The following is a 22,899-nucleotide window of genomic DNA, read 5'->3' on the forward strand; positions in this document are numbered from 1 at the left end:
ATCTTCCAGAGCAAACTCATGGACAAATTAATCATTAAAGGTGGTGTCGCGCTGGATGGCGAGATCCGTATTTCCGGTGCCAAAAATGCTGCGTTGCCGATATTGATGGGCGCATTGTTAGCTGACTCGCCAGTTCGTATTGGTAATGTGCCACATTTGCATGACATTACAACCACGCTTGAGTTGTTAGGCCGTATGGGCGTAACACTAACCGTTGATGAACGTTCAGGAGTATTAATTGATCCTTCAACGCTGACCATTACCGAAGCGGCTTATGATTTGGTCAAAACCATGCGGGCATCAATTCTGGTGCTGGGACCTTTACTGGCCCGTTTCGGTAAAGCGGATGTATCGTTACCGGGCGGCTGTGCGATTGGTTCGCGTCCTGTGGATCTGCATTTGCGTGGTCTGGAACAGATGGGCGCAGAAATTAAAGTGGAAAATGGTTATATCCGAGCCACCAGTGGTAAAGGTCTCAAGGGGGCCCATATCTTTATGGATCAGGTCACGGTGACAGGTACTGAAAACCTGATGATGGCGGCAACGCTGGCGAAAGGCACAACCATTATCGAAAATGCGGCGCGAGAGCCCGAAGTAGTCGATTTAGCCAAATACCTGAATCAAATGGGCGCGAAAATTACCGGTGCCGGTTCGACAACGATTCAGATTGAAGGAGTCAAAAAACTCAACGGTACGCACTATGCGATTCTTCCGGATCGTATTGAAACCGGCACGTATCTGGTTGCAGCGGCAATTACCCGTGGCCGTGTCAAACTGAAGGATACCGACGCCAATCAGTTGGAAGCAGTATTGCTCAAGCTGGAAGAGGCTGGAGCAAAAATTGAAATTGGTGAGGATTGGATCACGCTGGATATGGAAGGCCGACGTCCTAAAGCAGTGAATATCCGAACCGCACCTTACCCTGCCTTTCCAACGGACATGCAGGCTCAGTTCACTGCGCTGAACAGTATTGCAGATGGGCAGGCCACTATTGTCGAAACCGTTTTTGAAAATCGCTTTATGCATGTGCAGGAAATGCAGCGTATGGGCGCAAATCTGCAAATCGAAGGCAACACGGTGGTGTGCAAGGGACAGGAAAAGCTCACTGCAGCACCGGTGATGGCAACAGATTTGCGGGCATCAGCCTGTCTGGTGCTGGCTGCTCTGGTAGCTGACGGAGAAACCCAGGTCGAGCGTATTTATCACATTGATCGTGGTTATGAATGTATAGAAGAAAAACTGCAGCAATTAGGTGCACGTATCCGCCGTATTCCGACCCAGGCAAGGGTGGCCTCTAATGGCTGAAATGATAACGCTCGCTCTGTCCAAGGGACGCATCTTTGAGGAAACGCTACCGCTTTTAAAGGCGGCTGGTATCGAACCATTGGACGATCCTGAAAAAAGCCGCAAATTGATTCTGGAAACCAATCTGCCAGATGTCAGGCTCATTATTGTGCGTGCCTCTGATGTTCCTACTTATGTGGAATATGGTGGGGCTGATCTGGGCGTGGCAGGTAAAGACGTATTGATGGAACATCCGGAAGCCGAGCTATACGAGCCGGTTGATTTGAATATCGCCCGCTGCAAATTGATGACGGCTGGCAAAAAAGATGCTGAAGAACCGCAGGGCCGTTTGAAAGTGGCAACCAAGTTCGTCGAAAGCACCAAGCGTTTTTATGCCGAGCAGGGTCAGCAAGTCGAAATCATCAAACTTTATGGCTCAATGGAGCTGGCACCGCTTGTAGGTATGGCGGATCGAATTGTCGATGTAGTGGATACGGGTAATACGTTACGAGCGAATGGTTTGATACCAATGGAACATATCGCGGATATAAGTTCGCGATTGGTGGTCAATAAGGCATCTATGAAAACCAAACACGTGCGGATCCAGCAATTTATTGAGCAGATCCGCATAGCAGTAAAAGAGCAGGCAAATGATTGATATAAGCGAATTGAATTTCCAGCAAGCTGATTTCTGGTCAAAGCTTTCCGAGCTGTTGGCCTGGGAAGGTGTCTCTGATGCGGCAATAGCCGACACGGTTAGAAATATTCTGGCAGACGTTAAACAGCGTGGCGACCAGGCCGTGGTTGAATACAGCCAACGATTTGATCGGGTTAAAGCAACCGCTATGACGGAACTGGAAATTCCATTGGAACGGGCAGCAGCAGCATTGGAATCTATCCCCGCTGCACAACGTCAGGCGTTGGAAAAAGCTGCAGAACGTGTACGTCAGTACCATGAACACCAGAAACAGGAATCCTGGCATTACGTAGAGGCTGATGGGACATTATTAGGTCAACAGGTCACGCCATTGGATCGGGCCGGGCTGTATGTCCCTGGTGGTAAAGCCGCCTATCCTTCATCGGTATTGATGAATGCCATCCCAGCCAAAGTCGCCGGAGTCCAGGAATTAATCATGGTGGTGCCTACGCCGGATGATGAAGTAAATGATCTGGTGTTAGCGGCTGCAGCGATAGCGGGTGTTGATCGAATTTTTGCAATTGGTGGCGCGCAGGCTGTTGCAGCGTTGGCTTATGGCACCGAAACAATTCCACAGGTTGATAAAATTGTTGGTCCGGGCAATATCTTTGTAGCGACTGCAAAAGGCATGGTGTTCGGGACCGTGGGTATTGATATGATTGCCGGACCATCCGAAATTCTGGTGATTTGTGATGGCAAGACCGATCCAGACTGGATTGCCATGGATCTGTTTTCTCAAGCTGAACATGATGAAGATGCGCAATCGATTCTGATTTCTCCTGATGCAGATTTTCTGCAGAAGGTGAAACAATCCATTGCTCGCTTGTTACCCACCATGGAACGTAAGGCTATTATTGAAACGTCACTGAATAATCGTGGCACAATGATTCTGGTCAATGATATGCAACAGGCGGTTGAAGTGTGCAATTTTATTGCGCCAGAACATTTGGAATTATCTGTTGATGAACCGATGGAAATGGCCAAACAAATCCGTCATGCCGGTGCGATTTTTATGGGACGTTATACGCCTGAAGCATTGGGTGACTATTGTGCCGGACCAAACCATGTGTTGCCAACCTCCCGAACTGCCCGATTCAGTTCGCCTCTGGGCGTTTATGACTTTCAAAAACGTTCCAGCCTGATTCAGGTCTCACCACAAGGTGCCCAAAGTCTCGGACAAGTTGCATCAGTACTGGCTCGCGGTGAAAGTCTGACTGCACATGCTCGCAGTGCTGAGTATCGTTTACAGGAAAAATAATGAGCCGCTTCTGGAGTGATTTTGTTCATTCATTAGAACCTTATGTGCCGGGTGAACAACCGCGCGGCCATAATCTGGTCAAACTCAATACCAATGAAAACCCGTACGGTCCCTCACCCAAAGTGCTGGAAGCCATTCGCATGGCCACAACCGAGCGTTTACGTTTGTATCCTGTTCCTGATGGCGGCCCGTTAAAACAGGCAATTGCTGATTACCATAAGGTGCCAGCCGAAAGTGTGTTTGTTGGCAATGGTTCGGATGAAGTATTGGCGCATGTGTTTAATGCTTTTTTCAAGCATGAAAAGCCGGTTTTATTTCCCGATATCACCTATAGTTTTTATCCGGTGTATTGTCAGTTATATGAAATTGATTCGATTTTAGTACCGTTGAATGCTGACTTTGCAATCGATATCACTGATTACGAACAAGATAACGGCGGTATTATCCTGCCCAATCCCAATGCCCCGACCGGCTGTTTATTATCGCTGGACGACATTCGTCGGCTGGTGGAAACGAACCGCGACACGGTAGTGGTCATTGATGAGGCATACATCGATTTTGGCGGGGAAACAGCCATTCCGTTAACTCAGCGATTCCCTAATCTGTTGGTCACCCAGACCTTGTCTAAGTCTCGTTCTCTGGCAGGTATGCGTATTGGCTTTGCGGTAGGTCATCCAGAGTTGATTGAAGCACTGATCAGGATAAAGGATAGCTTTAATTCCTATCCGCTTGATAGTCTGGCGATTGCAGCCGGCGTCGCAGCCTATCAGGATGAAAGCTACTTTAAACAATGTCAGCAACAGGTTATTACCGAGCGCGAATGGCTAACTCTGTCTCTGACAGAACTGGGGTTTGAGGTTTTGCCTTCGGCGGCGAATTTTGTGTTTGTCCGGCATCGGCAACACGATGCTGCAATCTTAGCGATGGGCTTGCGGGAAAAAGGGGTGATTGTTCGCCACTTTAACAAGCCGAGAATTGATCAGTTTTTACGGATCAGTATTGGCAATCATGCTGAAAATCAATTATTAATGAGTCAACTGGATTTGCTGGTTTAATCTTTAGTTGCGGTTCCCAACAGTTCATCCAGGCGCTGACGATCCAGTTCATATTGCATATTCAGCGTATCAATTTCAGTTTGTAACTGTTGAATGCTTGACTGATTATTATCAAGTTCCTGTTGCGCAGCTTGCAGGCGACTTTGCAGATTGGCACTGAGACCAATACCACTTAATTCATTATCGGCAGCTTGCTGTTGCACCTGCTGCAATCGTTGCTGCAAACCCTTACGCTTCTTTTTTAATACTTCAATACGTTTTTCTCGGTATTGCAGGTCTTTATTACGTTCATTAAGCAAATCCTGTTCGGATTGATAGGCGGAAAGCAGGTTATGATCATAAATAGCCTGTTTACGTCGTTTTTCGGCTTCTATTCTGGCGGCTTCTTCAGCCTGTTTTTGCTGCTCGAACTCTAGTTTTTTCTGTATTTCACGCTCAGCTATTTCCGCTTCAGTCGGTGCAGGGGGAACCCGTTCAATCACCCGCATCGTTTTCTCATCCAGAATATCGTAACCTTGTTGAGCAACTTCTGCCGGTAACGTTTTGCTTATAGTGGGTGTACCGTTTTCGTCAGTAAAACGGTACAGTTGAGCCGCGGTTACGGTTGTGGCAATTAATAATGTTGCGCTTAGCATCGAAGCCGCTACAAAGCGTATTGAAATCATTATGTTTTCCCAGAGAGCCTTATTAAATTGAGCTTTATTGAACATTTTATTCTGTTTGTCATTTCTTTGCTGGCAAATACTTTTTCGGCATTAAGTGGCGGCGGTGCAGGATTAATTCAGTTCCCGGTTTTGATATTCCTTGGCTTAACCTTTTCTGTGGCGTTAGCCACCCATAAAGTAGCCAGTGTGGCGTTAGGGTTAGGTGCAGCGTTGCGTTACATTACTACCAGCCGGCTTGAACGTCAGTTTGTGATATTGCTGTTGGTGGCCGGTCTGCCGGGGGTAGTTATTGGTGGCAGTGTGATCTTAATGGTTCCAGACCGAATCGCAGAGATTGCCCTGGGCTTATTAACCGGATCCTTGGGCATATATTCTGTATTTAAACCGGCTTTAGGACAGTTATACACGCCGTTAAATCGTGAGCGTCATGGTTACCTGATTGGTGCGGTTGTATTGTTTTTTCTGGGTATTCTAAATGGATCCCTCACCTCGGGAACCGGGCTGTTTGTCACAATATGGCTGATATTATGGTTTGGCATGGATTACCAGCGTGCAGTGGCTTACACGCTGATTCTGGTTGGATTATTCTGGAATGGTGCAGGCGCGATTACGTTGGGTATTCTGGGCGAAATACAATGGGATTGGCTTCCTGCGTTACTGTTAGGATCGTTATTGGGTGGTTATTTGGGATCCCATCTGGCTTTGCGTTGGGGTAACCAGTGGATAAAGCGCAGCTTTGAAATTGTGACTTTATTAATTGCTATCAGATTGATTTGGGGGCCTTTCTAGGGCTTGTTGGTTTTTCATCTCCGCCTCTGTTGTGAGCTGAAAAAGCGTCAATCAAGGCACGAGGAGCGCCTTTTAGTTATTCTAAATAAGTGACGAGCAACGCAGAGTGGCGCTTTTTCAGTCACAACCCGAAGGGCTGGGACTATTTTTGCGACCGCCTGCGTTGTCAAACACTTATGTAGGAAAGCTACACGGCGTGCTTTCCGCCTTGTCGGACACAAAAATAGCCGCCAGCAGTGGTGGATATGAAAGACCAACAAGCCCTAAAACTCAGACCCCATATTGTTCGCGGTAAGATTTCACCGCAGCTAAATACTTTTGTAAGTTGGGATGATCCTGCAGATAGCTGAGTAAGTCATTAAGACAGATAATACTGACGACGGGAATCTTATGCGTTTGTTCAACCTGTTGAATAGCGGATAGCTCGCCTTGACCGCGTTCCTGGCGATCCAGTGCAATGATGACGCCTGCTGGGTGAGCGCCTGCCGCGCGAATGATATCGACGGATTCTCCTACGGAGGTCCCGGCGGAAATTACATCATCAATTATCAGCACCTTACCTTTAAGCTCCGCGCCGACCAATTGTCCGCCTTCACCATGATCTTTTTTCTCTTTGCGGTTAAACACATAGGGTACATCGCGATCATGCTGATCAGCCAATGCGACAACCGTGGTGGATGCTAATGGAATACCTTTATAGGCCGGGCCAAATAACACATCATAATCAAGCTTGGATTCGCTTATTGCCTGGGCGTAAAAACGTCCCAGCCGGGCCAGTGTTGCACCGCTGTTAAACAAACCACTGTTAAAAAAATAAGGACTGATACGTCCGGATTTGAGGGTGAATTCACCAAAGCGTAAAACACCGGTTGCTAGGGCGAATTCGATAAAGTCGCGTTGATAATCTTTCATGAGTTTCCGTTATGAATCAAATAAACAGCTATCTGGCCGAACAGGTTAGGTAATAAGCGAATGCCAAGTGTATCTTTATGTTCGTGATTAACGACACTGCGGTTCACCACACTAAATCCATATTGGTCACAGAGCTTTTCAAAATCTTTCAACGTACATAAATGGATATTGGGTGTATCAAACCAGGCATTTGGCAGGTTTTTGGACACCGGCATTTTGCCCCGTAACCCCAGTTGAAAACGGCATTGCCAATGGCCGAAATTAGGAAAACCGATAATTCCCTGTTTGCCAACTCGCATGATTTCTCTGAGCAAAAAGTCAGGTCGTTTAACTGCCTGAAGGGTTTGTGACAGAATGACAAAATCAAAGCTCTGATCACCGAACTGACTGAGACCTTCATCCAAATCTGCCTGAATGACGTTAACACCACCGGCAATACATTCGGAAAATTTGCTGTTATCTATTTCCAACCCGTAGCCGGTGACATTGCGTTGTTGCAGATGTTTTAACAAAGACCCATTGCCACAGCCCAGATCGAGCACATGGGCATTATCTGGGATCCAGTCACTGATAATTTGTAAATCAACCCGTAAAGTCATCAGCTATTCACCTCTTTTGCAACTTGCTGCATATAGCTGGCAAAAATTTCCATATAGCGGGGGATCGGCATCAAAAAGGCATCATGTCCCTGCGTGGCTTCAATTTCGGCATAACATACGGACTTGCCAGCACTGAGCAGGGCATCAACGATTTCCAGTGAGCGTAAAGGTGAAAAACGCCAATCACTGGTAAACGAAATAATCAATGATTTGGCCTGAATGGCTTTGACTGCTTGTGTCAGATCGTCGTCATATTCCTTGGCCGGATCAAAATAATCCAGTGCTTTGGTCATTAATAAATAAGTATTGGCATCAAAACGTTCTACAAAGCTGGAGCTTTGATAACGTAAATAACTCTCGATCTGGAACTCAACATCATAGCCATACTGAATCTTGCCACTGCGCAGTTCACGACCGAATTTTTCACCCATTGCTTCATCGGAAAGATAGGTTATATGCCCCAGCATTCTGGCCAGTCCCAGTCCCTGTCGTGGAACCGTATCGAATTCCTGATAGCGGCCCTCATGAAATTCAGGGTCAGACTTAATGGCTGTCCGGGCCACTTCATTAAATGCAATATTCTGTGCGGATAACTTTGGCGCTGCAGCGATAACCAGTGCATGACAAACCCGCTCGGGCAATGTAATTGCCCAATCCAGAGCTTGCATGCCACCAAGGCTACCGCCAACCACCGCAGCCCATTTATGAATACCTAATGAGTCTGCCAGTATCGCCTGACTTTTTACCCAGTCAGCTACTGTCACAATGGGAAAGTCCGGACCATATAATTTGCCGGTTTCAGAATTAATGGTATTAGGGCCAGTGGAACCCTTACAACCGCCAAGATTATTCGGGCAAACGACAAAAAACTGATTGGTATCAATGGCTTTTCCTGGACCTATCGCTGTATCCCACCAGCCGGGTTTACGATCATCCAGTGAATTAAACCCTGCAGCGTGGTGGTCACCAGACAGGGCATGACATATAAGTACAGCGTTACTCTTTTCTGCGTTTAACGTGCCATAAGTTTCGTAAATCAAATCGAATTGTGGCAACGTTCGCCCACAATCCAGCGCCAACGGCGTATCAATATGCAATTGAGAAGGGGTTACCAATCCGACAGAGTCAGCTGGCAGGGAGTCCGACATAAGCTACTGTGTCCTATAAAATTAATACTGGGGGTACGCTGTGCCAAGCAAGATGGGCATGACTAACATCGACAGTACCTGCAACCCTAATATGACGACCAATGGCGATAAATCAATGCCACCCATTAACGGCATTCTTTTACGAACTGGATCCAGCAAAGGGGCATTTATCGCCTGAATCAGACTGGCGACCGGATTATAGCCTTGAGGGGCCAGCCAGCTAAGCAGTACTTCGATAATAATCGTCACCGTAAACAGGCTGATAAACAGGGAAAATAATTCTGCAGCCGTCAGCAGAACCAGGCCAATAAGGGCGGGCCATGCCCCAGCCAGACTCAGCAACAACGTCAGTTTGACTAATGTGACCAGAATCAATAGCAGTAAAACGGCAGAATCAAATTTTCGGGTACTGGGCATAAAACTGCGTAACGGAGCGCAGAGTGGTTCGGTGATTCGGATAATAGTCTGAATCAAAGGATGGGTAAATGAAGTCCTTATCAGCGGTAACAGTAACCGTATGGCAACGATATACATATAAAGCTGGAAAAGTGTTTCAATCAGAAACATCAGCGGGTTTGAAAAATAGCTGTTAGGCATGGTCTTGTCCCAGTTCATTGGCCAGCTCTCTTGCGCGTAATGCCGCGGCCACTAATGCGTTTTCAAATAAGCCATGTAAACCACCATCTTCCAGTTCATGGATAGCTCTTTCAGTCGTGCCACCGGGAGAGGTGACCTGTTTACGCAAAGTGCTGGCGGATTCGCCACTTTCAAGGGCCATTTTAGCGGCTCCGAATGCGGTTTCCAAACATAATAATCGTGCGGTCTCCGGCGGTAAACCTAGTTCAATAGCCGCATTTTCCATCGCTTCCATCACCAGAAAGAAATAGGCAGGGCCGCTGCCCGATACAGCGGTAACGGCATCCATGTGTTTTTCTTCATTCAGCCAGATTGCCAGACCACAGGCACGCAAAATGGATTCCGCCAGCTCGTGCTGCTGATGGTTAACATACTCATTTGCAAATAGTGCGGTGGCCCCGGCTTCAACCAGCGCCGGTGTATTGGGCATTGCACGCACGATAGCGGTTTGCGGTTTGTTCAGCCAGCGGCTGATATCTTCAATACGGATGCCGGCGGCAATTGAAATCAGTAATTGTTTTTCTTGCCAGGAAGAATGAAGCGCTTTAACAACCTCCTGCAGTTGTTGAGGTTTAACAGCAATAATAATGACATCAGCACCTTCGATAGCATGTTGGTTGCTGGTAAACGTCTGCACAGGATATTGACGGTTAAGTGACTCAAGTGTTGCGGCATGTTTATCGGCAACATGGATATCTTCAGCTGGCATGCCATTGGCGATTAAGCCACCAATTAAACTGCGTGCCATATTTCCACCGCCGATAAAGGCGAGCTTGCAAGGTATCATTTAAACTTTCTCCATTGGGACGGACTCTTCAACGCTGTAGTGTACTGGTTATTGTTTATTGGGTGTATGTCTCTCACCAAACAGCGCCGTCCCAATCCGGACCATGCTGCTGCCTTGCGAAATAGCGGCCTGCATATCAGCTGACATCCCCATTGATAAAGTATCAACGCTAGAGTGGGCGGTTTTGAGTTGAGAATAAAGTTGCTGCGCCCGGCCAAAGGCATCGAGCTGTTGTTCAACCGTTTCTGCAATGGCCGGAATGATCATTAAACCTCGCAACCGAACATTTTTCAGCTGACTTACCGCAGCAGCGAGTTCCATTAAACCGTCGGGATGAACACCTGCCTTGCTGGCTTCATCATCAATGTTGACTTGCAGGCAGATATTCAAAGGCGGTTTTTCAGTGGGTCGCTGGTCAGACAACCGTTGCGCAATTTTAAGCCTGTCCACACTTTCAACCCAATCAAAGTTGGCAGCAATATCCCGTGTTTTGTTGGATTGGACAGGCCCGATAAAATGCCATTCCAGATTTAAATCTGCTAATTCCGCGATTTTTTGTAAGGCTTCCTGCAAATAGTTTTCACCAAAGCGTGTTTGTCCTGCTTCAGCTAGTTCACGTAGCCGGGATGCTGGCCAGGTTTTGCTGACAGCAAGCAATTTCACTAAGCCTGGGGGGCGATTAGCCTGTTGTTCTGCCAGTTTGATGAAGTTCATCACAGATTGCAGACGTGTTTTTGAATTTGTCATGTTGCAAGCCAGTCTGGAGCGCGCTACCTTTAACAGTATTCGCTATGTTGTCATCGACATGTAGCCATCATTATCGAATTAAGGAATGTGCATGGATATTACTGAATTGCTGACCTTTAGTGCAAAAAACAATGCATCCGATTTGCACATCTCCTCTGGTGAGCCGCCAATGATTCGGGTTGATGGCGATATAAAACGCATCAATTTGCCCGCCATGGAGCACAAAGAAGTGCATGCCATGATATATGACATCATGAACGACCGTCAGCGTAAGGATTTTGAAGAATTTCTGGAGGCAGACTTTTCGTTTGAGATTCCCAACCTGGCGCGTTTCCGGGTCAATGTGTTTAATCAGAACCGGGGGGCAGCCGCCGTTTTCCGAACCATTCCTTCAACGGTGCTGACACTGGAAGAATTGGGTGCCCCCGAAATTTTCAAACAGATTTCCGATAATAATCGCGGTATTGTGCTGGTAACCGGTCCGACTGGTTCCGGTAAGTCAACCACGTTGGCTGCAATGATCAATTATCGTAATGAAAAAGATAACGAACATATTCTGACCATTGAAGACCCGATCGAATTTGTACACCGCAGTAAGAAATGTCTGATCAATCAGCGTGAAGTGCATCGTGATACCCATGGCTTCAGTGAGGCGTTACGCAGTGCTTTGCGGGAAGATCCTGACATAGTTCTGGTCGGTGAATTACGGGATCTGGAAACCATTCGTCTGGCACTGACTGCCGCGGAAACCGGTCACTTGGTATTTGGTACTCTGCATACCTCCTCAGCGGCAAAAACCATAGACCGTATTATCGATGTGTTTCCGGCGGCTGAAAAAGATATGGTACGTTCGATGTTGTCAGAATCTTTACGTGCGGTCATTTCCCAGACGCTATTGAAGAAAGTCGGGGGTGGGCGGATTGCGGCACATGAAATCATGATTGGTACGCCGGCTATCCGTAATCTGATTCGTGAAGATAAAGTCCCGCAAATGTATTCTTCAATTCAAACAGGTGGTGCCTTAGGAATGCAGACATTGGATCAGTGTTTACAGGATTTGGTACGTCGTCAGCAAATCACCAAGCATGAAGCATTACCCCGTGCCGTGAACAAGGATCTGTTCCGTTAGGAGATCATGATGGAAATAGTCACTATTCTTAAGGCTGCGGTAAAACACGAAGCCTCTGATATTTTTATTACTTCAGGCCGGCCAGCCACCTTGAAAGTGAATGGCCGTATGGCAACGCTTTCGCAGGAACCTTTAACTGAAGAAGAAGCGCGTGAATTGGTATTGAGCACCATGAACGACGAACAAAAACGTACTTTTGAACGTGATAAGGAATGTAATTACGCTATTGATACCAAAGGTGCCGGCCGTTTTAGGGTTAGTGCGCTGTATCAACGCAGTCGAATCGCCATGGTATTACGTTTGGTAAAAGGGGAAATCCCGACCATTGAAGAGCTGCATGTTCCTGAAATCATCAAAGAGCTTGCTATGACCAAGCGTGGTTTGGTGATGTTTGTGGGGGCCACCGGAAGTGGTAAGTCAACCACGCTGGCGGCAATGATTGGTTATCGTAATCAGAACAGCACCGGACACATTTTAACGATTGAAGACCCGATTGAATTTGATCATAAACATGCAGGATGTGTTGTCACACAGCGAGAAGTGGGGGTGGATACCGACTCCTACGAAGTCGCATTGAAAAATTCATTACGACAGGCACCGGACGTCATTATGATTGGTGAAATTCGTAGCCGCGACACAATGGATTACGGTATTTCATTTGCTGAAACCGGTCACCTTTGTTTATCAACCCTTCACGCCAATAATGCTAACCAGGCAATGGAACGGGTGATTAACTTTTTCCCGGAAGACCGGCATCAGCAATTATTTCTTGATTTGTCTCTAAACCTTAAAGCTGTTGTGGCACAACGGCTGATTCCAAAAAAAGATGGTTCCGGGCGGGCGGTTGCAGTGGAAGTTCTGCTCAATACACCACTAATTGGAGATTTGCTCGAAAAGGGTAAGGTTGCCGAAATCAAGGATGTGATGAAGCGTTCACGGGAATTAGGGATGCAAACGTTCGATCAATCTTTATATGATTTGTATAAAGCTGGAGAAATCTCATACGAAGACGCATTGCGAAATGCTGATTCCAGTAATGAAGTAAGGTTGATGATCAAATTAGGATCTGAAACTGGAGAACTCCCTGTGGACGCTGGTGCCCAAGCTTTATCCCTAGAAATGGAAAACGATCCTATGGATAGCCGGTTTTAATTTTCAGGGACATCATAAAGGTTAAATATGCCTTTTTTTTAATATGTTACACTTCAAATGTAAATCGTATTATTATGATGTTTGAGTCTGAACACATGGATTAACCAGCGTGTCAGCCAAGATATCAACAAACGATTACCAACTAAGCAATAAATCTAAAGGAACTAAAACTATGAATATTACAGTTAAATTAACGGCGGCATTGCTGACGATTGGTTTGCTGGCTGGTTGTGCAGGTCCAAACCAGCGTGCGTATCAAGATTACACTTTATGTTCTGCCCTTGGTGGTGCGGTAGGTGGTGCTGCTATCGGTGCAGCGGCTAGTGGAGGCTCTGGTGCAGCAGGCGGAGCTGCAGTTGGCGCAATGTTGGCTTTATTGCTTTGTCCTACTGATGAAGCTCAAGCAGCAGAAACAGCAGCATCTGAAAATACCATGTGTGAGCATGAGCCAGTTCCGGGAGCATTGCTTGATGCCAAAGGTTGTGCAATGGATTCAGATAACGACAATGTTCTTGATGGTATTGATATGTGTGCCAATACTCCAGCTGGTGTAACAGTTGATGATGTTGGTTGCCCAATTGATTCAGACAGAGATGGTGTAGCAGATTACAAAGATCTTTGCCCTAATACGCCAGAAGGCGTGATTGTTGATGAAGATGGTTGCCCAATTGCTGGTCAGACTATTCTGTCATTAACAGGTGTTAACTTTGAGTTTGATAAATCAACACTGACATCAGAAGCTCAGGATACTCTGGACGAAGCTGTTGAAGCTCTGTTGAATACTGACGAAGTTGTTGAAGTTCGTGTTGAAGGTCACACTGATAGTATCGGTTCAGAAGAGTACAACAAACAATTGTCTCAAGAACGTGCTCAATCAGTAGTTGATTACCTGGTTTCAAATGGTGTTAATGGAAACAACCTGATTCCAGTTGGTATGGGGGAAACTTCACCAGTTGCAAATAACGCAACTGATGCTGGTCGTGCCCTTAACCGTCGTGTAGATTTTGTTGTAAATTCTCAATAAAACTCACAATGCATTATAAGAAAAGGCCCTTAACCGGGCCTTTTTTGTGCCTGCTGTTTTTGAGTGAAGCCGTAGATCAGAAAAAATTCTATGGGGTTAAGTTGAGTTGCTACCAAATGATGAGTTATAAAACGCTTTGAAGCGTTGAAAATTTTACATTTCACCGTTATTCCTACCACGGTTTAGTGCATCTATTTTAAATTCCTCAGATTTAATAACGAAAACAGATAGATATCGTATTGGCATGATTTCTGTAATATTCCTTGTGACTGATATTTTTGCTGAATCTGCATTGAGCTTTATTGCAATTATTTAAAGTTTATTTCAGCAAGAGCCTTTGGTAATAAATAAAGAGCGACAAGCCCTAGGTATCAGTTTTTTAGAGCAATAAGGAGAAAAAAATGAGTACAGATATTGCAGAAGGTAAATGGACTCAAGTTAAAGGTAAACTCCGTGAAAGCTGGGGTGACTTAACCGATGATGAAATTGAACAAACAAAGGGCAATAGCCAGCAATTGGTTGGTCTACTGCAGGAGCGATATGGCCTGGCAAATGATCAGGCAGAAAAGGAAGTTGAAGCGCTTACCAAATAGAATGCTTTTTGCTGGATTAAACTAGCTCCAAAGACGCCGAAAGGCGTCTTTTTAGTTCAACGTGAATATTTTCCTGATAAAGCTTGTAATTTATTCATGATGACTAAGGTATTTAAAGTGGGAGAGTTGAATAACCCAATGAAATTATTTGGTTTATATTCTTGGCATGGTAATAGCAGCTGTCTAAGAGTGACATTAAATCAATTAGGAGATAAATGATGAAATTTAAAGTGAACCATTTAGCAATTTTGACCGCAGCTACATTAGTTACTACCCCTGTGTTAGCAAATGACTGGCAAGGTGAAGCTAATGATGCCTGGCTGGATGGCAAATTAGAAACATCATTATTGCTCAACACCGAACTGAATAATTTTAAAATTGACACGGATATTGAAAGTGGGGTTGCAGTTTTAAGTGGTGAAGTGAACAACCAGACGCAAAAGGAGCTGGCTGGTGAAATTGCACAAAATATTGAAGGTATCTCTGAGGTTAAAAATAACCTGACGGTAGATGAAAACTACCGTAATGAAGATAATGACGATGATAACTCTTTTAGCCGTACATGGCATGATATGACTGTTACTGCCGGACTTAAAATGGAGCTTGCTGCGCATGATGAGCTTGAAGCCACTGCTATTGATGTCTCAACCGACAATGGCGTTGTTACATTGAAAGGTAACGTGAAAAATGAGGCCGAAAAAGATCTGGCGGTCGAAATGGCAAAAGGCTATGACAAGGTTGTTGAAGTCAACGATGAACTCGTTGTAACAAACTGAATGTCACATGTTGAATAACAGAGATCAGCAACTTATTCAGGAGTTGAAGAGTATCTGTGCTGATGGACGCAACTTCTACGATATGACTGCAAGGAAGGCGGTCAGTAGTGAAATAAGAATGCTGTTGCGTGAAATGGCTCTGGTACGAGCTGAAATTGTTGACGATATTAACAAGCGTTTTGCCGGGCTCAGGAATACTCAGCCTTCCAATAGCGAGTTAGCGTTAACAATGCGGGCAATCTACAAAGTTGCATATGGAACATGTGAGGATGTAATTGATAAAGATTGTCTTGTTGATTTGGAATCAATGGAAATGCATTCATTAGAAATTTTTAAAATCTATGTAAGAAGAATGCATGACCGGCGAATGTCATCTTATCTTGCAGGCCACTTGGCGAATATGCAATTAAGTCAGGATCGTTTGCTAAGGTTAAAAAGTGATCAACGACATCATCGCCGTATTGATTGACTCATCAGCTATTCCATAAAAGAGGTTGAAACATTTAGTTTCAACCTCTTTATCTATGTTAAGAAATCTATAAAATCCGCATGTTAGACTCGAATTTAATTACTACTTAAAAACGGGTCTTATGCCAAAATTACTGTTAATCACGACTGATGAAATCTTATCAGCGAAATTGAGCAAACTGCTCTCTGCATGTAACTTTAGTCTAATTCAAGTTGCAGATATGACCGAGCAAGACTATGAAGCAGATTTGGTTATCTTCGCCCCCCAAAAAGCCACTGAGTCTGACTATAAGTTATTCGAAACCCATCCTTTGCAAAATACAGCCGACTGGATTTTATTAAGTGACGGTTTGCCAAATAAATGGCTGGACTTAATGATGAGTAAAGGGGTGGCTTATCATTTTCGACAGATGAGCGACTTTACCCCCCTCATTGAAGTCGCCCAGGAATTTGCCACAGAATTCAAACAGCTGAAAAAAAACCGCCACACTGCCACACTTACCTCCACACTAGATCAATATGGCTCGCTTCTGGGCTCATCTGCTGTTATGCATAAGCTTTATCGTTTGATACGACGTGTCAGCCAAACCGATGCGAATGTATTTCTGATTGGCGAAAGTGGATGTGGGAAAGAAGTTGCTGCCAAGACCATCCATGAACAGAGCGAGCGCGCTAACGAACCCATGGTTTGTGTCAATTGTGCTGCTCTTTCAGCCGATCTAGTTGAAAGCGAGTTATTTGGTCATGAAAAAGGTGCTTTTACCGGAGCGGTAAATCAACATATCGGATTTTTTGAACAAGGTGGTAATGGTATCTTATTACTGGATGAAATTACGGAAATGCCGTTGCCTTTACAAGGCAAACTGCTCAGGGTGTTGGAAAGTGGTGAATTCCGCAGAGTGGGTAGCGATATTGTAAGACAGTCCAAAGTAAGAATTATTGCGGCGACCAATCGCGACCCCGAAGAAGCCATTGAAGCCGGTTTTCTACGTGAGGATCTTTACTTTCGTCTGGCACATTTTCCAATCAAACTTCCTCCGTTAAGGCAGCGGGGAAATGATGTAATTGAACTGGCCAAACATTTCCTAGCTTATCGTAATGAAGCCACTGGTTCAGGGAAGGTCTTTTCCGATGAAGTGTTGGAGATTTTTGCTCAATACAACTGGCCAGGAAATGTCAGAGAGCTTAAACATTGTGTTGAACGGGCACATATTCTGGCGGAAGAGGTCATTACTGTTACAGATTTACCTGATTTTGGCAGTAATTCGCTTATTAATGAAAATGGTATTAAACCAGGAACATCAATCAAAGACGCTGAAAAAACATTGATTTTTTCGACCTTGGAAGCTTGTAAACAGAATAAAACCCAAGCAGCTAAGCAGCTTGGTATCACTGTTAAGACTTTATATAACAAACTCGATCAATATGTCCAATTAGACCATCTGTAGTGGTTCCATGAATAGATAACCTTTTTTCTAATTCAGGCAATTTTTCCCATAAATATTATTAACGTCGGAATGTTCATTTATCAAAATGAAGCAAAAGATTAGGGCTTGTATATCTTTCATCTCCGCCAAATTCTAAAAAGTGAAAAATTGTTACAGCTAGTACAATTCAAACTTTTGGCTATCGAGAGTTACTTAGTAATAGTGAAATATTTTTATCAAATGCTGTAAAAGTGGATTCCAGTAATTTTTTGGGAAATTCTTCAGGAAGCTCTTTTAGCGTATTTTCGATGACGGATTCTTTGTCTTTACAAAGTTGCTCGAAAATTTCAGCGATTGATTGACGTGAAAGCCCTGCTTCAACGCCAGTCTCGATGATATACCGAACAGCAATTTCTTTAATTTTGTAGTGTCTGGATTTACCAAAACTCATACTGAGCTTGTAATTCTTATGAGCTACTTGTTTGGCATCGACTGATGGCTGTAGGGTTAGGACATCGTATAGCGGCGTCATTCTATATCTTCCGCCAGGCATTAAAGACAAGCTAAAGTTTTTACCATGGCCATCTGTGGCACCAATAGCCCAAAATAAAATTGTGGACATGAAAAAGTCCATCCGGTCCTGCGTTGGCTCATCACTGCCACGAAATAAGTCCATTATTTCTACAATACCTGGACCTCCTTCACTTTGATATTTTCTCGTGGGTGGGATGGAGAGTGCTTGGCAACAATCTTCCTGTGGCAATCGGATCAGCCTGCCATCCGCAGTCCACCTCCTATCAAATCGTTCAATCACCAAGGCCCTACGACTTCCAAAATCAATGATCTCTGTGTTAGCTGTTCTTAGACCAAAGTTTTTTAGGAGTTTTAAACACAGAAATTCATTCTCAACACTGTGGGTGAGATCCATACCATTCGACAGTTTGCCTATTTGTGGCTTGAGTATATGTGTTGTTGGAGTTGTGCCTGTGGGTTTAATCCACTCTCCATTATGAAAGAGCAAAGCGGTCTTCCCTTGGGCTCCAGCAATGGATATTCGAAAGTCATTTTCTTTTTGTAGCCCGAGTGGTACCTCATCTAACTCGCCCAGTAAGACTTCAATTTCATGCTCTGATAAAACAGTACCCTCAAGCTGGTTACTTGTTTCTTGAAAACTCCCCTGGGGAAGGAACTGTAATGCTCCAATACAATCTCTGCCAATCACTGACAACAGACTGAAAGCATCAGTGCCATATGCACCTACTCGTTCTGCAAGCCTTTTTCTAACACCGTCATTATCGGGTAAAAGGTTCTCGAAGACGGATATTACCCGAGCACCGATGAAGCGATCTTTCCTGAGAGGTAAGGATAAAGAAACAGGAAAAGCATGCTCCCAATCTAACCAACGTTGATCATATATAAACGATATAGCGCCTGTGCTTTCACGAATAAGCTGTCCGACGATTCGGTTACTTATCCATACATCAAGCGGGATATAGTGTTGACGACGGCCCATGCTACAAGATTTCCTCTAGCTGGCTGATATTACCCTTACTGCGCTCTTGTACATGAATTTCCAAATCCAAAGCGGCAAATAAATCAAAAACAGTATCCAGCTTCGTGCTCGAGACACCATTTTCAATTTTTGAAATCGTTTCCTGCCATATACCGCTTTTTGAGGCTAACTCACTTTGAGTTAAGGCTTTCGCTTTACGAGCGTGCCTGATGGCATTACCTAAATCTTTAGGCGATCTGACCAGTATCTTCATCTTAACCTCATTACAAGTAAATATGACCTGTAGGCCATAAATTTCGTATATGACTTGAAAATCATAATCTGTTTTTATGGTCTTTGTATCATAAATCCAATATATGGTCTATAGGTCATAATAAACTTATTACGATTGAAGAAAGTTTTATTAACCAGAGCTGCGCATAAGATAAGGAGCGATTAAAAGCCTGAGCCATGATCGAATCGTTTGACCAACAACGAGGGCTCGAAAGGGCTCCGTAATGGATAATCTAGAACAAATGTTTTGTGAAGCCGATGATTGTTGCCAAAGATTTATTCCCGCCTGGCAGCAGGAATTGTTAGAAAACGAAGACAAGTGTCGAAATAAGCCAGGCCAGTTATCAGAAAGTGAAGTCATCACACTACTGATTTTGTTTCACCATGAAAATTGAGCAATATATGAATCGCCTTATTGAATCAGACGTACCAACGGTTGTGAAAAACTACGAACAGCACATTAAAAACCGTAAAACATTACAAGGGCAGCTAGCTCAGTTGGATATGAAAATTGAGCAATATATGAATCGCCTTATGGAATCAGACGCGCCATCAGTTGTGAAGAACTATGAACAGCACATAAAAAAGCTTGAAGAAAATAAGGTTGAAATCATGGAGAACATACAAAAAAACAGTGCACCAAAACGAGAGCTGGATGACATACTTCGAACTACTGTTGAGTTCTTTGAAAATGTCTCTAATCTATGGAAAAACGGGCGTTTCGAAGAAAAGCGGGCAGTGTTGAAGCTTGCTTTTTCCGGTAAGCTGGCATAGGTGAGAAACGAAGGTTTTCGAACCCCTCAAACCTCGCTGCCATTCAGGCTTTTAGGGGAATTATCTACCCCTAATTATGAAGTGGCGCGCCCGACAGGAATTGAACCTGTGACCCTCGGCTTCGGAATGCAAAAAAATACCTCCAGATATTTCAACAAAAAATGACATTGAAATACAGCTATAGATATTAAATGTATGTAAGTATATGTTTTTAAATTAGTTTTAAATCTACCATTTTACGACAAATAAGACCATTTAATGGTTAGGTCTAACAGCTATTGATTCAACGAAATCCATGAATGTCGGAAAGTTTGTCACGCTCTATTTTCAAAATAACGACCTTTAGCCAACTTTTGCAATGTCAGATTTATATGGATTTCCCAAAAATGTCTAAGTATTTTTTCAACCTTTTCCACTAGGGTGTTTGCGAAAACCTTCAATCTTGTTTTTGGATATTGGATCGGAAGCAGACCAAAGTTAAAGGAGTTATAATCAGTATGAGTTAGTTTGAATACTTGCATACTGATGTCTCATAAGGAGGTGAAAAATGCTGATTGCTTTGATGATTTTGTTAGTTGGTTTAGCTTTGTATTGGCCAATCAAGATCCATGCTCGCAATAGTGGTCAGACTTTGCTTAAAAGCGCTATCACCGATCCCGCCTCGATTGGTCTCGCTGGATTTGTATTGGCCGGGGCAGCTATCATGTTAACCGCTCCATTCTGGCCGTCCTTTGAGCTGCACAGATCAGGACTCTTGATGTTTACATTGGGCTGCGGCTTCAGCTTTCTATTCTCATTCGCTGTTATTTATGACGATATACAGGACAGGAAACAAGAAAAGCGTCCTTACCGTTCGATGTATAAACGCCTCCAGACAATGCGAAAAAGCAAACAGCTCTAGTTTGTGTATTCCAAATATGGAAGCCTAACTCTACTCCAACAACTTTACAGGCCAGCACCAGAACGAAACTTGGTGTTTGACTTGCGCGATCGAAGACGGGTTCTACCCCGATTTTGGGGACACTTCAAAGAAGCCTGATAATGGGCAAAAGGAGTGTTTATGTCGAAGAGAAGAAAGTTAATCTGTTCATATGAATACCTCTCAATATGCAAAATGGTTAAATGTTCGAATGATGTCGTTCTCCGAGATATTCAAGATTTAGTTAATTGAAAAATATTTCTTCTGAACTCGGGAGGTAGTCGGAGTAGAAATGATCTGCTCCCCACTTTCTAATCCATAAAGAACTTAGTAATGTTCATCACTGAAAAGGAAGATGAGCATGAAAAAATGATTTACAGAAGAGCAAATCATTCAGATTTTGAAAGTGGCAGAAGCGGGGCTCTCCGTGAAGGAGTTATGTCGGAAATACGCTATTTCCGATGCGACGTTCTACACCTAGCAAAAAAATACGCTGGTCTGGCAGTCTCCGAGGCCCGTCGTCTCAAAGGCCTTGAACAAGAAAACGCCCAGCTCAAAAAATTACTTGCCGAATCCATGCTGGACAATGAAGCCCTCAAGGTGGCGTTGAACCGAAAGTACTGACCGTCAGGAATAAGCGGGAGGCGGTGCGCGCGATGCTGTCACAAACAGCTATTTCTGAGCGAAGAGCCTGTTCCCTAGTCGGTCTGAACCGCGCCACCATGCGATACCAAAGCCAGTCAACACAAGAAACTGACTTGGTACAACGTATTAAAGCGATTGCCTTTGAAGGTTATCGGCGAGTGTATCAGCTATTACGTCGAGAGGGACGCCATGTGAACCACAAGAAAGTTTATCGGTTGTATCGAGAAGCTGGATTGGCGGTACGTAAACGAAAACGACGCAAAGGTCTCATGGTGGGGCGTCAGCCTTTATTGCTACCAGACAGCCCCAACCATACCTGGTCGATGGATTTTGTGATGGACTCACTCGCCCATGGTCGGCGCATGAAGTGCTTGACCATCGTTGATGACTTTAGCAAAGAATGTCTAGATATACCGATTGCACATGGAATATCCGGTGAACAGGTCGCACGAACACTGAACACTATTGCTGCCTTTAGAGGCTATCCGGTGGCATTAATAACTGATCAGGGACCAGAATTTACCGGAAAAGCGCTTGACCAGTGGGCATATGAAAATGGTGTTGAATTGAAGCTAATACAACCAGGAAAGCCATGCAAAATGGTTATATCGAGAGTTTCAACGGTAAGTTTCGGGATGAATGTTTAAATAAGCACTGGTTTAGTGATCTGGCCCATGCCAGAGAGCTGATCAATCAATGGCGAATTGACTACAATGAAAACCGGCCACATTCGTCACTTGGCTATCAAACGTCATTGGAGTTTGCTACAGCCCCTTCGCCAAATTGATTGAAAACCACGGGTATTACTTAGCTGAAGTTGGATTAGGTGTTGGAGGTGCTCACAAGTCTATAGTGAGCAATTGGTGATAGGCCTTTGATCTCCAAACAGCAAAATCGACAATATGTTGTGTTACCTTATGGACTACTTTCTTCCTGACAACAGACTATCAATGCCTCATGCAATAAAACAAACCCTGCTGGTATTCATGTTGTTGCTGGGGATGACAATCCTCTGGCGATTCCTAGCTGATGCTGGCTATTTAAATGAAGCTGCATTGCTGAACCACACCGCATATATAAGACAGTTTGAGTATTCCCTGTGGAGTTTGATTGGTATCACTTTATTGTATGTGGCATTGCTGGCGATTATGTTTCCACTGACCATTCTGGTGGTCACAACCGGAATGCTTTTTAGTACGGAATGGGCAATATTCTGTGCCACATTGGCTACATTAAGCTCTTCAGCAACAGGCTATATTGTTGGACATTGGGTTGGGCGTGAAACCATCGAAAAACATGGTGGCGAAATGGTTCGTAGAGCAGAAAAGTATATCCAGCAAAATAGTTTCAATAGTATGGTATTGATTAATCTCTTGCCCGTTGCCCCATTTACCATGACCAACATGCTCGCCGGTGCTTTCCGGCTCGATTTTCCCCGCTACATGCTAGGCTCAGCAGTGGGCATTATCCCCGGTTTGATATTAGTGATTGCATTTGGTGGGCAGTTGAGCAAGCTGATCGTTGCAAATGAAAACGGATTACCTTGGTCAGCCATCCTAATCGCGATTTCACTGGTTATTGTATTGGTTGGATTGCTAGTTTATTTGCACAAGCGCTTTAATAGATAAC

Annotated in this window: 24 protein-coding genes and 2 pseudogenes; 17 read left to right on the plus strand and 9 right to left on the minus strand. The window is 44.4% G+C overall.

Annotated features, from left to right (window positions below):
* The first annotated feature begins 18 nt into the window (after positions 1–18).
* From murA to hisC, 4 genes are read left to right on the plus strand one after another with little or no spacing between them, the layout of a single operon-like run.
* Positions 19–1,305, plus strand: coding sequence for a UDP-N-acetylglucosamine 1-carboxyvinyltransferase (gene murA / locus Q7A_RS03210; protein ID WP_014705899.1), 1,287 nt, complete (start codon positions 19–21; stop codon positions 1,303–1,305).
* Positions 1,298–1,942, plus strand: a complete 645-nt coding sequence (gene hisG, locus Q7A_RS03215) for an ATP phosphoribosyltransferase (protein WP_014705900.1) — start codon at positions 1,298–1,300, stop codon at positions 1,940–1,942. The genes murA and hisG overlap by 8 nt, the downstream gene beginning before the upstream one ends.
* Complete coding sequence (hisD, locus tag Q7A_RS03220) at positions 1,935–3,239, plus strand: histidinol dehydrogenase (protein WP_014705901.1); 1,305 nt, start codon at positions 1,935–1,937, stop codon at positions 3,237–3,239. The genes hisG and hisD overlap by 8 nt, the downstream gene beginning before the upstream one ends.
* Positions 3,239–4,294 carry a histidinol-phosphate transaminase gene (gene hisC, locus Q7A_RS03225; protein ID WP_014705902.1) on the plus strand — a complete coding sequence of 352 codons (1,056 nt, stop codon included), beginning with the start codon at positions 3,239–3,241 and terminating at the stop codon, positions 4,292–4,294. Before hisD ends, hisC begins: the two co-directional genes overlap by 1 nt.
* Here hisC and Q7A_RS03230 read toward each other — a convergent pair.
* Positions 4,291–4,959 (minus strand): DUF4124 domain-containing protein, encoded by a 669-nt coding sequence (locus Q7A_RS03230; RefSeq protein WP_014705903.1) that lies wholly within the window; start codon positions 4,957–4,959, stop codon positions 4,291–4,293. The two genes, hisC and Q7A_RS03230, sit on opposite strands and share 4 nt — an antisense overlap.
* A 27-nt stretch (positions 4,960–4,986) precedes the next feature.
* Between Q7A_RS03230 and Q7A_RS03235 the strand changes: the two genes are divergently transcribed.
* Positions 4,987–5,748, plus strand: a complete 762-nt coding sequence (locus Q7A_RS03235; RefSeq protein WP_014705904.1) for a sulfite exporter TauE/SafE family protein — start codon at positions 4,987–4,989, stop codon at positions 5,746–5,748.
* Positions 5,749–6,018: 270 nt separating this feature from the next.
* Here Q7A_RS03235 and pyrE read toward each other — a convergent pair whose 3' ends face one another.
* Genes pyrE through Q7A_RS03265 form a run of 6 tightly spaced genes read right to left on the minus strand, consistent with a single transcriptional unit; the run spans position 6,019 to position 10,577 of the window.
* Complete coding sequence (pyrE, locus tag Q7A_RS03240; protein ID WP_014705905.1) at positions 6,019–6,660, minus strand: orotate phosphoribosyltransferase; 642 nt, start codon at positions 6,658–6,660, stop codon at positions 6,019–6,021.
* Positions 6,657–7,259, minus strand: a complete 603-nt coding sequence (gene metW / locus Q7A_RS03245) for a methionine biosynthesis protein MetW (RefSeq protein ID WP_014705906.1) — start codon at positions 7,257–7,259, stop codon at positions 6,657–6,659. Before metW ends, pyrE begins: the two co-directional genes overlap by 4 nt.
* Positions 7,259–8,407, minus strand: coding sequence for a homoserine O-succinyltransferase MetX (metX, locus tag Q7A_RS03250; RefSeq protein WP_014705907.1), 1,149 nt, complete (start codon positions 8,405–8,407; stop codon positions 7,259–7,261). Before metX ends, metW begins: the two co-directional genes overlap by 1 nt.
* A 21-nt stretch (positions 8,408–8,428) precedes the next feature.
* Positions 8,429–9,004: a YggT family protein gene (locus Q7A_RS03255; protein WP_014705908.1), complete on the minus strand. Its 576-nt coding sequence runs from the start codon at positions 9,002–9,004 to the stop codon at positions 8,429–8,431.
* Positions 8,997–9,830 (minus strand): pyrroline-5-carboxylate reductase, encoded by an 834-nt coding sequence (gene proC / locus Q7A_RS03260; RefSeq protein WP_014705909.1) that lies wholly within the window; start codon positions 9,828–9,830, stop codon positions 8,997–8,999. Before proC ends, Q7A_RS03255 begins: the two co-directional genes overlap by 8 nt.
* Before the next feature lie 48 nt (positions 9,831–9,878).
* Positions 9,879–10,577, minus strand: a complete 699-nt coding sequence (locus tag Q7A_RS03265; RefSeq protein ID WP_014705910.1) for a YggS family pyridoxal phosphate-dependent enzyme — start codon at positions 10,575–10,577, stop codon at positions 9,879–9,881.
* Positions 10,578–10,668: 91 nt separating this feature from the next.
* Here Q7A_RS03265 and Q7A_RS03270 point away from each other — a divergent pair, with 91 nt between their 5' ends.
* The 7 genes from Q7A_RS03270 (at position 10,669) to Q7A_RS03300 (ending at position 17,167) form a co-directional block, all read left to right on the plus strand.
* Positions 10,669–11,706 (plus strand): type IV pilus twitching motility protein PilT, encoded by a 1,038-nt coding sequence (locus tag Q7A_RS03270; protein ID WP_014705911.1) that lies wholly within the window; start codon positions 10,669–10,671, stop codon positions 11,704–11,706.
* A gap of 9 nt (positions 11,707–11,715) precedes the next feature.
* Positions 11,716–12,858: a PilT/PilU family type 4a pilus ATPase gene (locus Q7A_RS03275; protein WP_014705912.1), complete on the plus strand. Its 1,143-nt coding sequence runs from the start codon at positions 11,716–11,718 to the stop codon at positions 12,856–12,858.
* Positions 12,859–13,030: 172 nt separating this feature from the next.
* Complete coding sequence (locus Q7A_RS03280) at positions 13,031–13,882, plus strand: OmpA family protein (RefSeq protein ID WP_014705913.1); 852 nt, start codon at positions 13,031–13,033, stop codon at positions 13,880–13,882.
* 401 nt (positions 13,883–14,283) lie between these two features.
* Positions 14,284–14,475 (plus strand): CsbD family protein, encoded by a 192-nt coding sequence (locus Q7A_RS03285; RefSeq protein ID WP_014705914.1) that lies wholly within the window; start codon positions 14,284–14,286, stop codon positions 14,473–14,475.
* 215 nt (positions 14,476–14,690) lie between these two features.
* Positions 14,691–15,251 carry a BON domain-containing protein gene (locus Q7A_RS03290; protein WP_202971549.1) on the plus strand — a complete coding sequence of 187 codons (561 nt, stop codon included), beginning with the start codon at positions 14,691–14,693 and terminating at the stop codon, positions 15,249–15,251.
* A 7-nt stretch (positions 15,252–15,258) separates the two neighbouring features.
* A complete protein-coding gene (locus Q7A_RS03295; protein WP_014705916.1) occupies positions 15,259–15,720 on the plus strand; it encodes a hypothetical protein in 462 nt (153 codons plus the stop codon).
* 220 nt (positions 15,721–15,940) lie between these two features.
* A complete protein-coding gene (locus Q7A_RS03300; protein ID WP_014705917.1) occupies positions 15,941–17,167 on the plus strand; it encodes a sigma-54 interaction domain-containing protein in 1,227 nt (408 codons plus the stop codon).
* Between the two features lie 178 nt (positions 17,168–17,345).
* On the opposite strand, the gene Q7A_RS03305 is transcribed toward Q7A_RS03300, so the two are convergent.
* Both Q7A_RS03305 and Q7A_RS03310 read right to left on the minus strand, forming a co-directional pair.
* Positions 17,346–18,659, minus strand: a complete 1,314-nt coding sequence (locus Q7A_RS03305) for a type II toxin-antitoxin system HipA family toxin (RefSeq protein ID WP_014705918.1) — start codon at positions 18,657–18,659, stop codon at positions 17,346–17,348.
* 1 nt (position 18,660) lies between these two features.
* Positions 18,661–18,912 carry a helix-turn-helix domain-containing protein gene (locus Q7A_RS03310; RefSeq protein WP_014705919.1) on the minus strand — a complete coding sequence of 84 codons (252 nt, stop codon included), beginning with the start codon at positions 18,910–18,912 and terminating at the stop codon, positions 18,661–18,663.
* A gap of 244 nt (positions 18,913–19,156) precedes the next feature.
* Between Q7A_RS03310 and Q7A_RS15115 the strand changes: the two are divergent.
* The 5 genes and pseudogenes from Q7A_RS15115 to Q7A_RS03335 all read left to right on the plus strand — a co-directional run.
* A pseudogene (locus Q7A_RS15115) lies at positions 19,157–19,315 on the plus strand (IS982 family transposase); the annotation flags it as partial.
* Position 19,316: 1 nt separating this feature from the next.
* On the plus strand, positions 19,317–19,706 hold the full coding sequence (locus Q7A_RS03315) for a hypothetical protein (protein ID WP_041354298.1): 390 nt from the start codon (positions 19,317–19,319) through the stop codon (positions 19,704–19,706).
* Between the two features lie 547 nt (positions 19,707–20,253).
* The gene (locus tag Q7A_RS03325; protein ID WP_014705922.1) at positions 20,254–20,607 is read left to right on the plus strand and encodes a hypothetical protein; all 354 of its coding nucleotides are present in this window, start codon (positions 20,254–20,256) and stop codon (positions 20,605–20,607) included.
* A 406-nt stretch (positions 20,608–21,013) separates the two neighbouring features.
* Positions 21,014–22,057: pseudogene (locus Q7A_RS03330) on the plus strand (IS3 family transposase).
* A gap of 163 nt (positions 22,058–22,220) precedes the next feature.
* Positions 22,221–22,898 carry a TVP38/TMEM64 family protein gene (locus Q7A_RS03335; RefSeq protein WP_014705925.1) on the plus strand — a complete coding sequence of 226 codons (678 nt, stop codon included), beginning with the start codon at positions 22,221–22,223 and terminating at the stop codon, positions 22,896–22,898.
* The last annotated feature ends 1 nt before the right edge of the window (position 22,899 follow it).

Source organism: Methylophaga nitratireducenticrescens, assembly GCF_000260985.4.
Lineage (GTDB): Bacteria > Pseudomonadota > Gammaproteobacteria > Nitrosococcales > Methylophagaceae > Methylophaga > Methylophaga nitratireducenticrescens.

Bases quoted from the DNA above. Each gene is read 5' to 3' on its own strand.
- Q7A_RS03325 (WP_014705922.1), top strand. From the start codon at position 20,254: ATGCTGATTGCTTTGATGATTTTGTTAGTTGGTTTAGCTTTGTATTGG.
- Q7A_RS03305 (WP_014705918.1), bottom strand. From the start codon at position 18,659: ATGGGCCGTCGTCAACACTATATCCCGCTTGATGTATGGATAAGTAAC.
- Q7A_RS03270 (WP_014705911.1), top strand. From the start codon at position 10,669: ATGGATATTACTGAATTGCTGACCTTTAGTGCAAAAAACAATGCATCC.
- pyrE (WP_014705905.1), bottom strand. From the start codon at position 6,660: ATGAAAGATTATCAACGCGACTTTATCGAATTCGCCCTAGCAACCGGT.
- Q7A_RS03315 (WP_041354298.1), top strand. From the start codon at position 19,317: ATGAAAATTGAGCAATATATGAATCGCCTTATTGAATCAGACGTACCA.
- metX (WP_014705907.1), bottom strand. From the start codon at position 8,407: ATGTCGGACTCCCTGCCAGCTGACTCTGTCGGATTGGTAACCCCTTCT.
- Q7A_RS03275 (WP_014705912.1), top strand. From the start codon at position 11,716: ATGGAAATAGTCACTATTCTTAAGGCTGCGGTAAAACACGAAGCCTCT.
- Q7A_RS03290 (WP_202971549.1), top strand. From the start codon at position 14,691: ATGATGAAATTTAAAGTGAACCATTTAGCAATTTTGACCGCAGCTACA.
- hisD (WP_014705901.1), top strand. From the start codon at position 1,935: ATGATTGATATAAGCGAATTGAATTTCCAGCAAGCTGATTTCTGGTCA.
- proC (WP_014705909.1), bottom strand. From the start codon at position 9,830: ATGATACCTTGCAAGCTCGCCTTTATCGGCGGTGGAAATATGGCACGC.
- Q7A_RS03310 (WP_014705919.1), bottom strand. From the start codon at position 18,912: ATGAAGATACTGGTCAGATCGCCTAAAGATTTAGGTAATGCCATCAGG.
- Q7A_RS03285 (WP_014705914.1), top strand. From the start codon at position 14,284: ATGAGTACAGATATTGCAGAAGGTAAATGGACTCAAGTTAAAGGTAAA.
- murA (WP_014705899.1), top strand. From the start codon at position 19: ATGGACAAATTAATCATTAAAGGTGGTGTCGCGCTGGATGGCGAGATC.
- metW (WP_014705906.1), bottom strand. From the start codon at position 7,259: ATGACTTTACGGGTTGATTTACAAATTATCAGTGACTGGATCCCAGAT.
- Q7A_RS03300 (WP_014705917.1), top strand. From the start codon at position 15,941: ATGACCGAGCAAGACTATGAAGCAGATTTGGTTATCTTCGCCCCCCAA.
- Q7A_RS03230 (WP_014705903.1), bottom strand. From the start codon at position 4,959: ATGATTTCAATACGCTTTGTAGCGGCTTCGATGCTAAGCGCAACATTA.
- Q7A_RS03295 (WP_014705916.1), top strand. From the start codon at position 15,259: ATGTTGAATAACAGAGATCAGCAACTTATTCAGGAGTTGAAGAGTATC.
- Q7A_RS03255 (WP_014705908.1), bottom strand. From the start codon at position 9,004: ATGCCTAACAGCTATTTTTCAAACCCGCTGATGTTTCTGATTGAAACA.
- hisG (WP_014705900.1), top strand. From the start codon at position 1,298: ATGGCTGAAATGATAACGCTCGCTCTGTCCAAGGGACGCATCTTTGAG.
- Q7A_RS03335 (WP_014705925.1), top strand. From the start codon at position 22,221: ATGCCTCATGCAATAAAACAAACCCTGCTGGTATTCATGTTGTTGCTG.
- hisC (WP_014705902.1), top strand. From the start codon at position 3,239: ATGAGCCGCTTCTGGAGTGATTTTGTTCATTCATTAGAACCTTATGTG.
- Q7A_RS03280 (WP_014705913.1), top strand. From the start codon at position 13,031: ATGAATATTACAGTTAAATTAACGGCGGCATTGCTGACGATTGGTTTG.
- Q7A_RS03265 (WP_014705910.1), bottom strand. From the start codon at position 10,577: ATGACAAATTCAAAAACACGTCTGCAATCTGTGATGAACTTCATCAAA.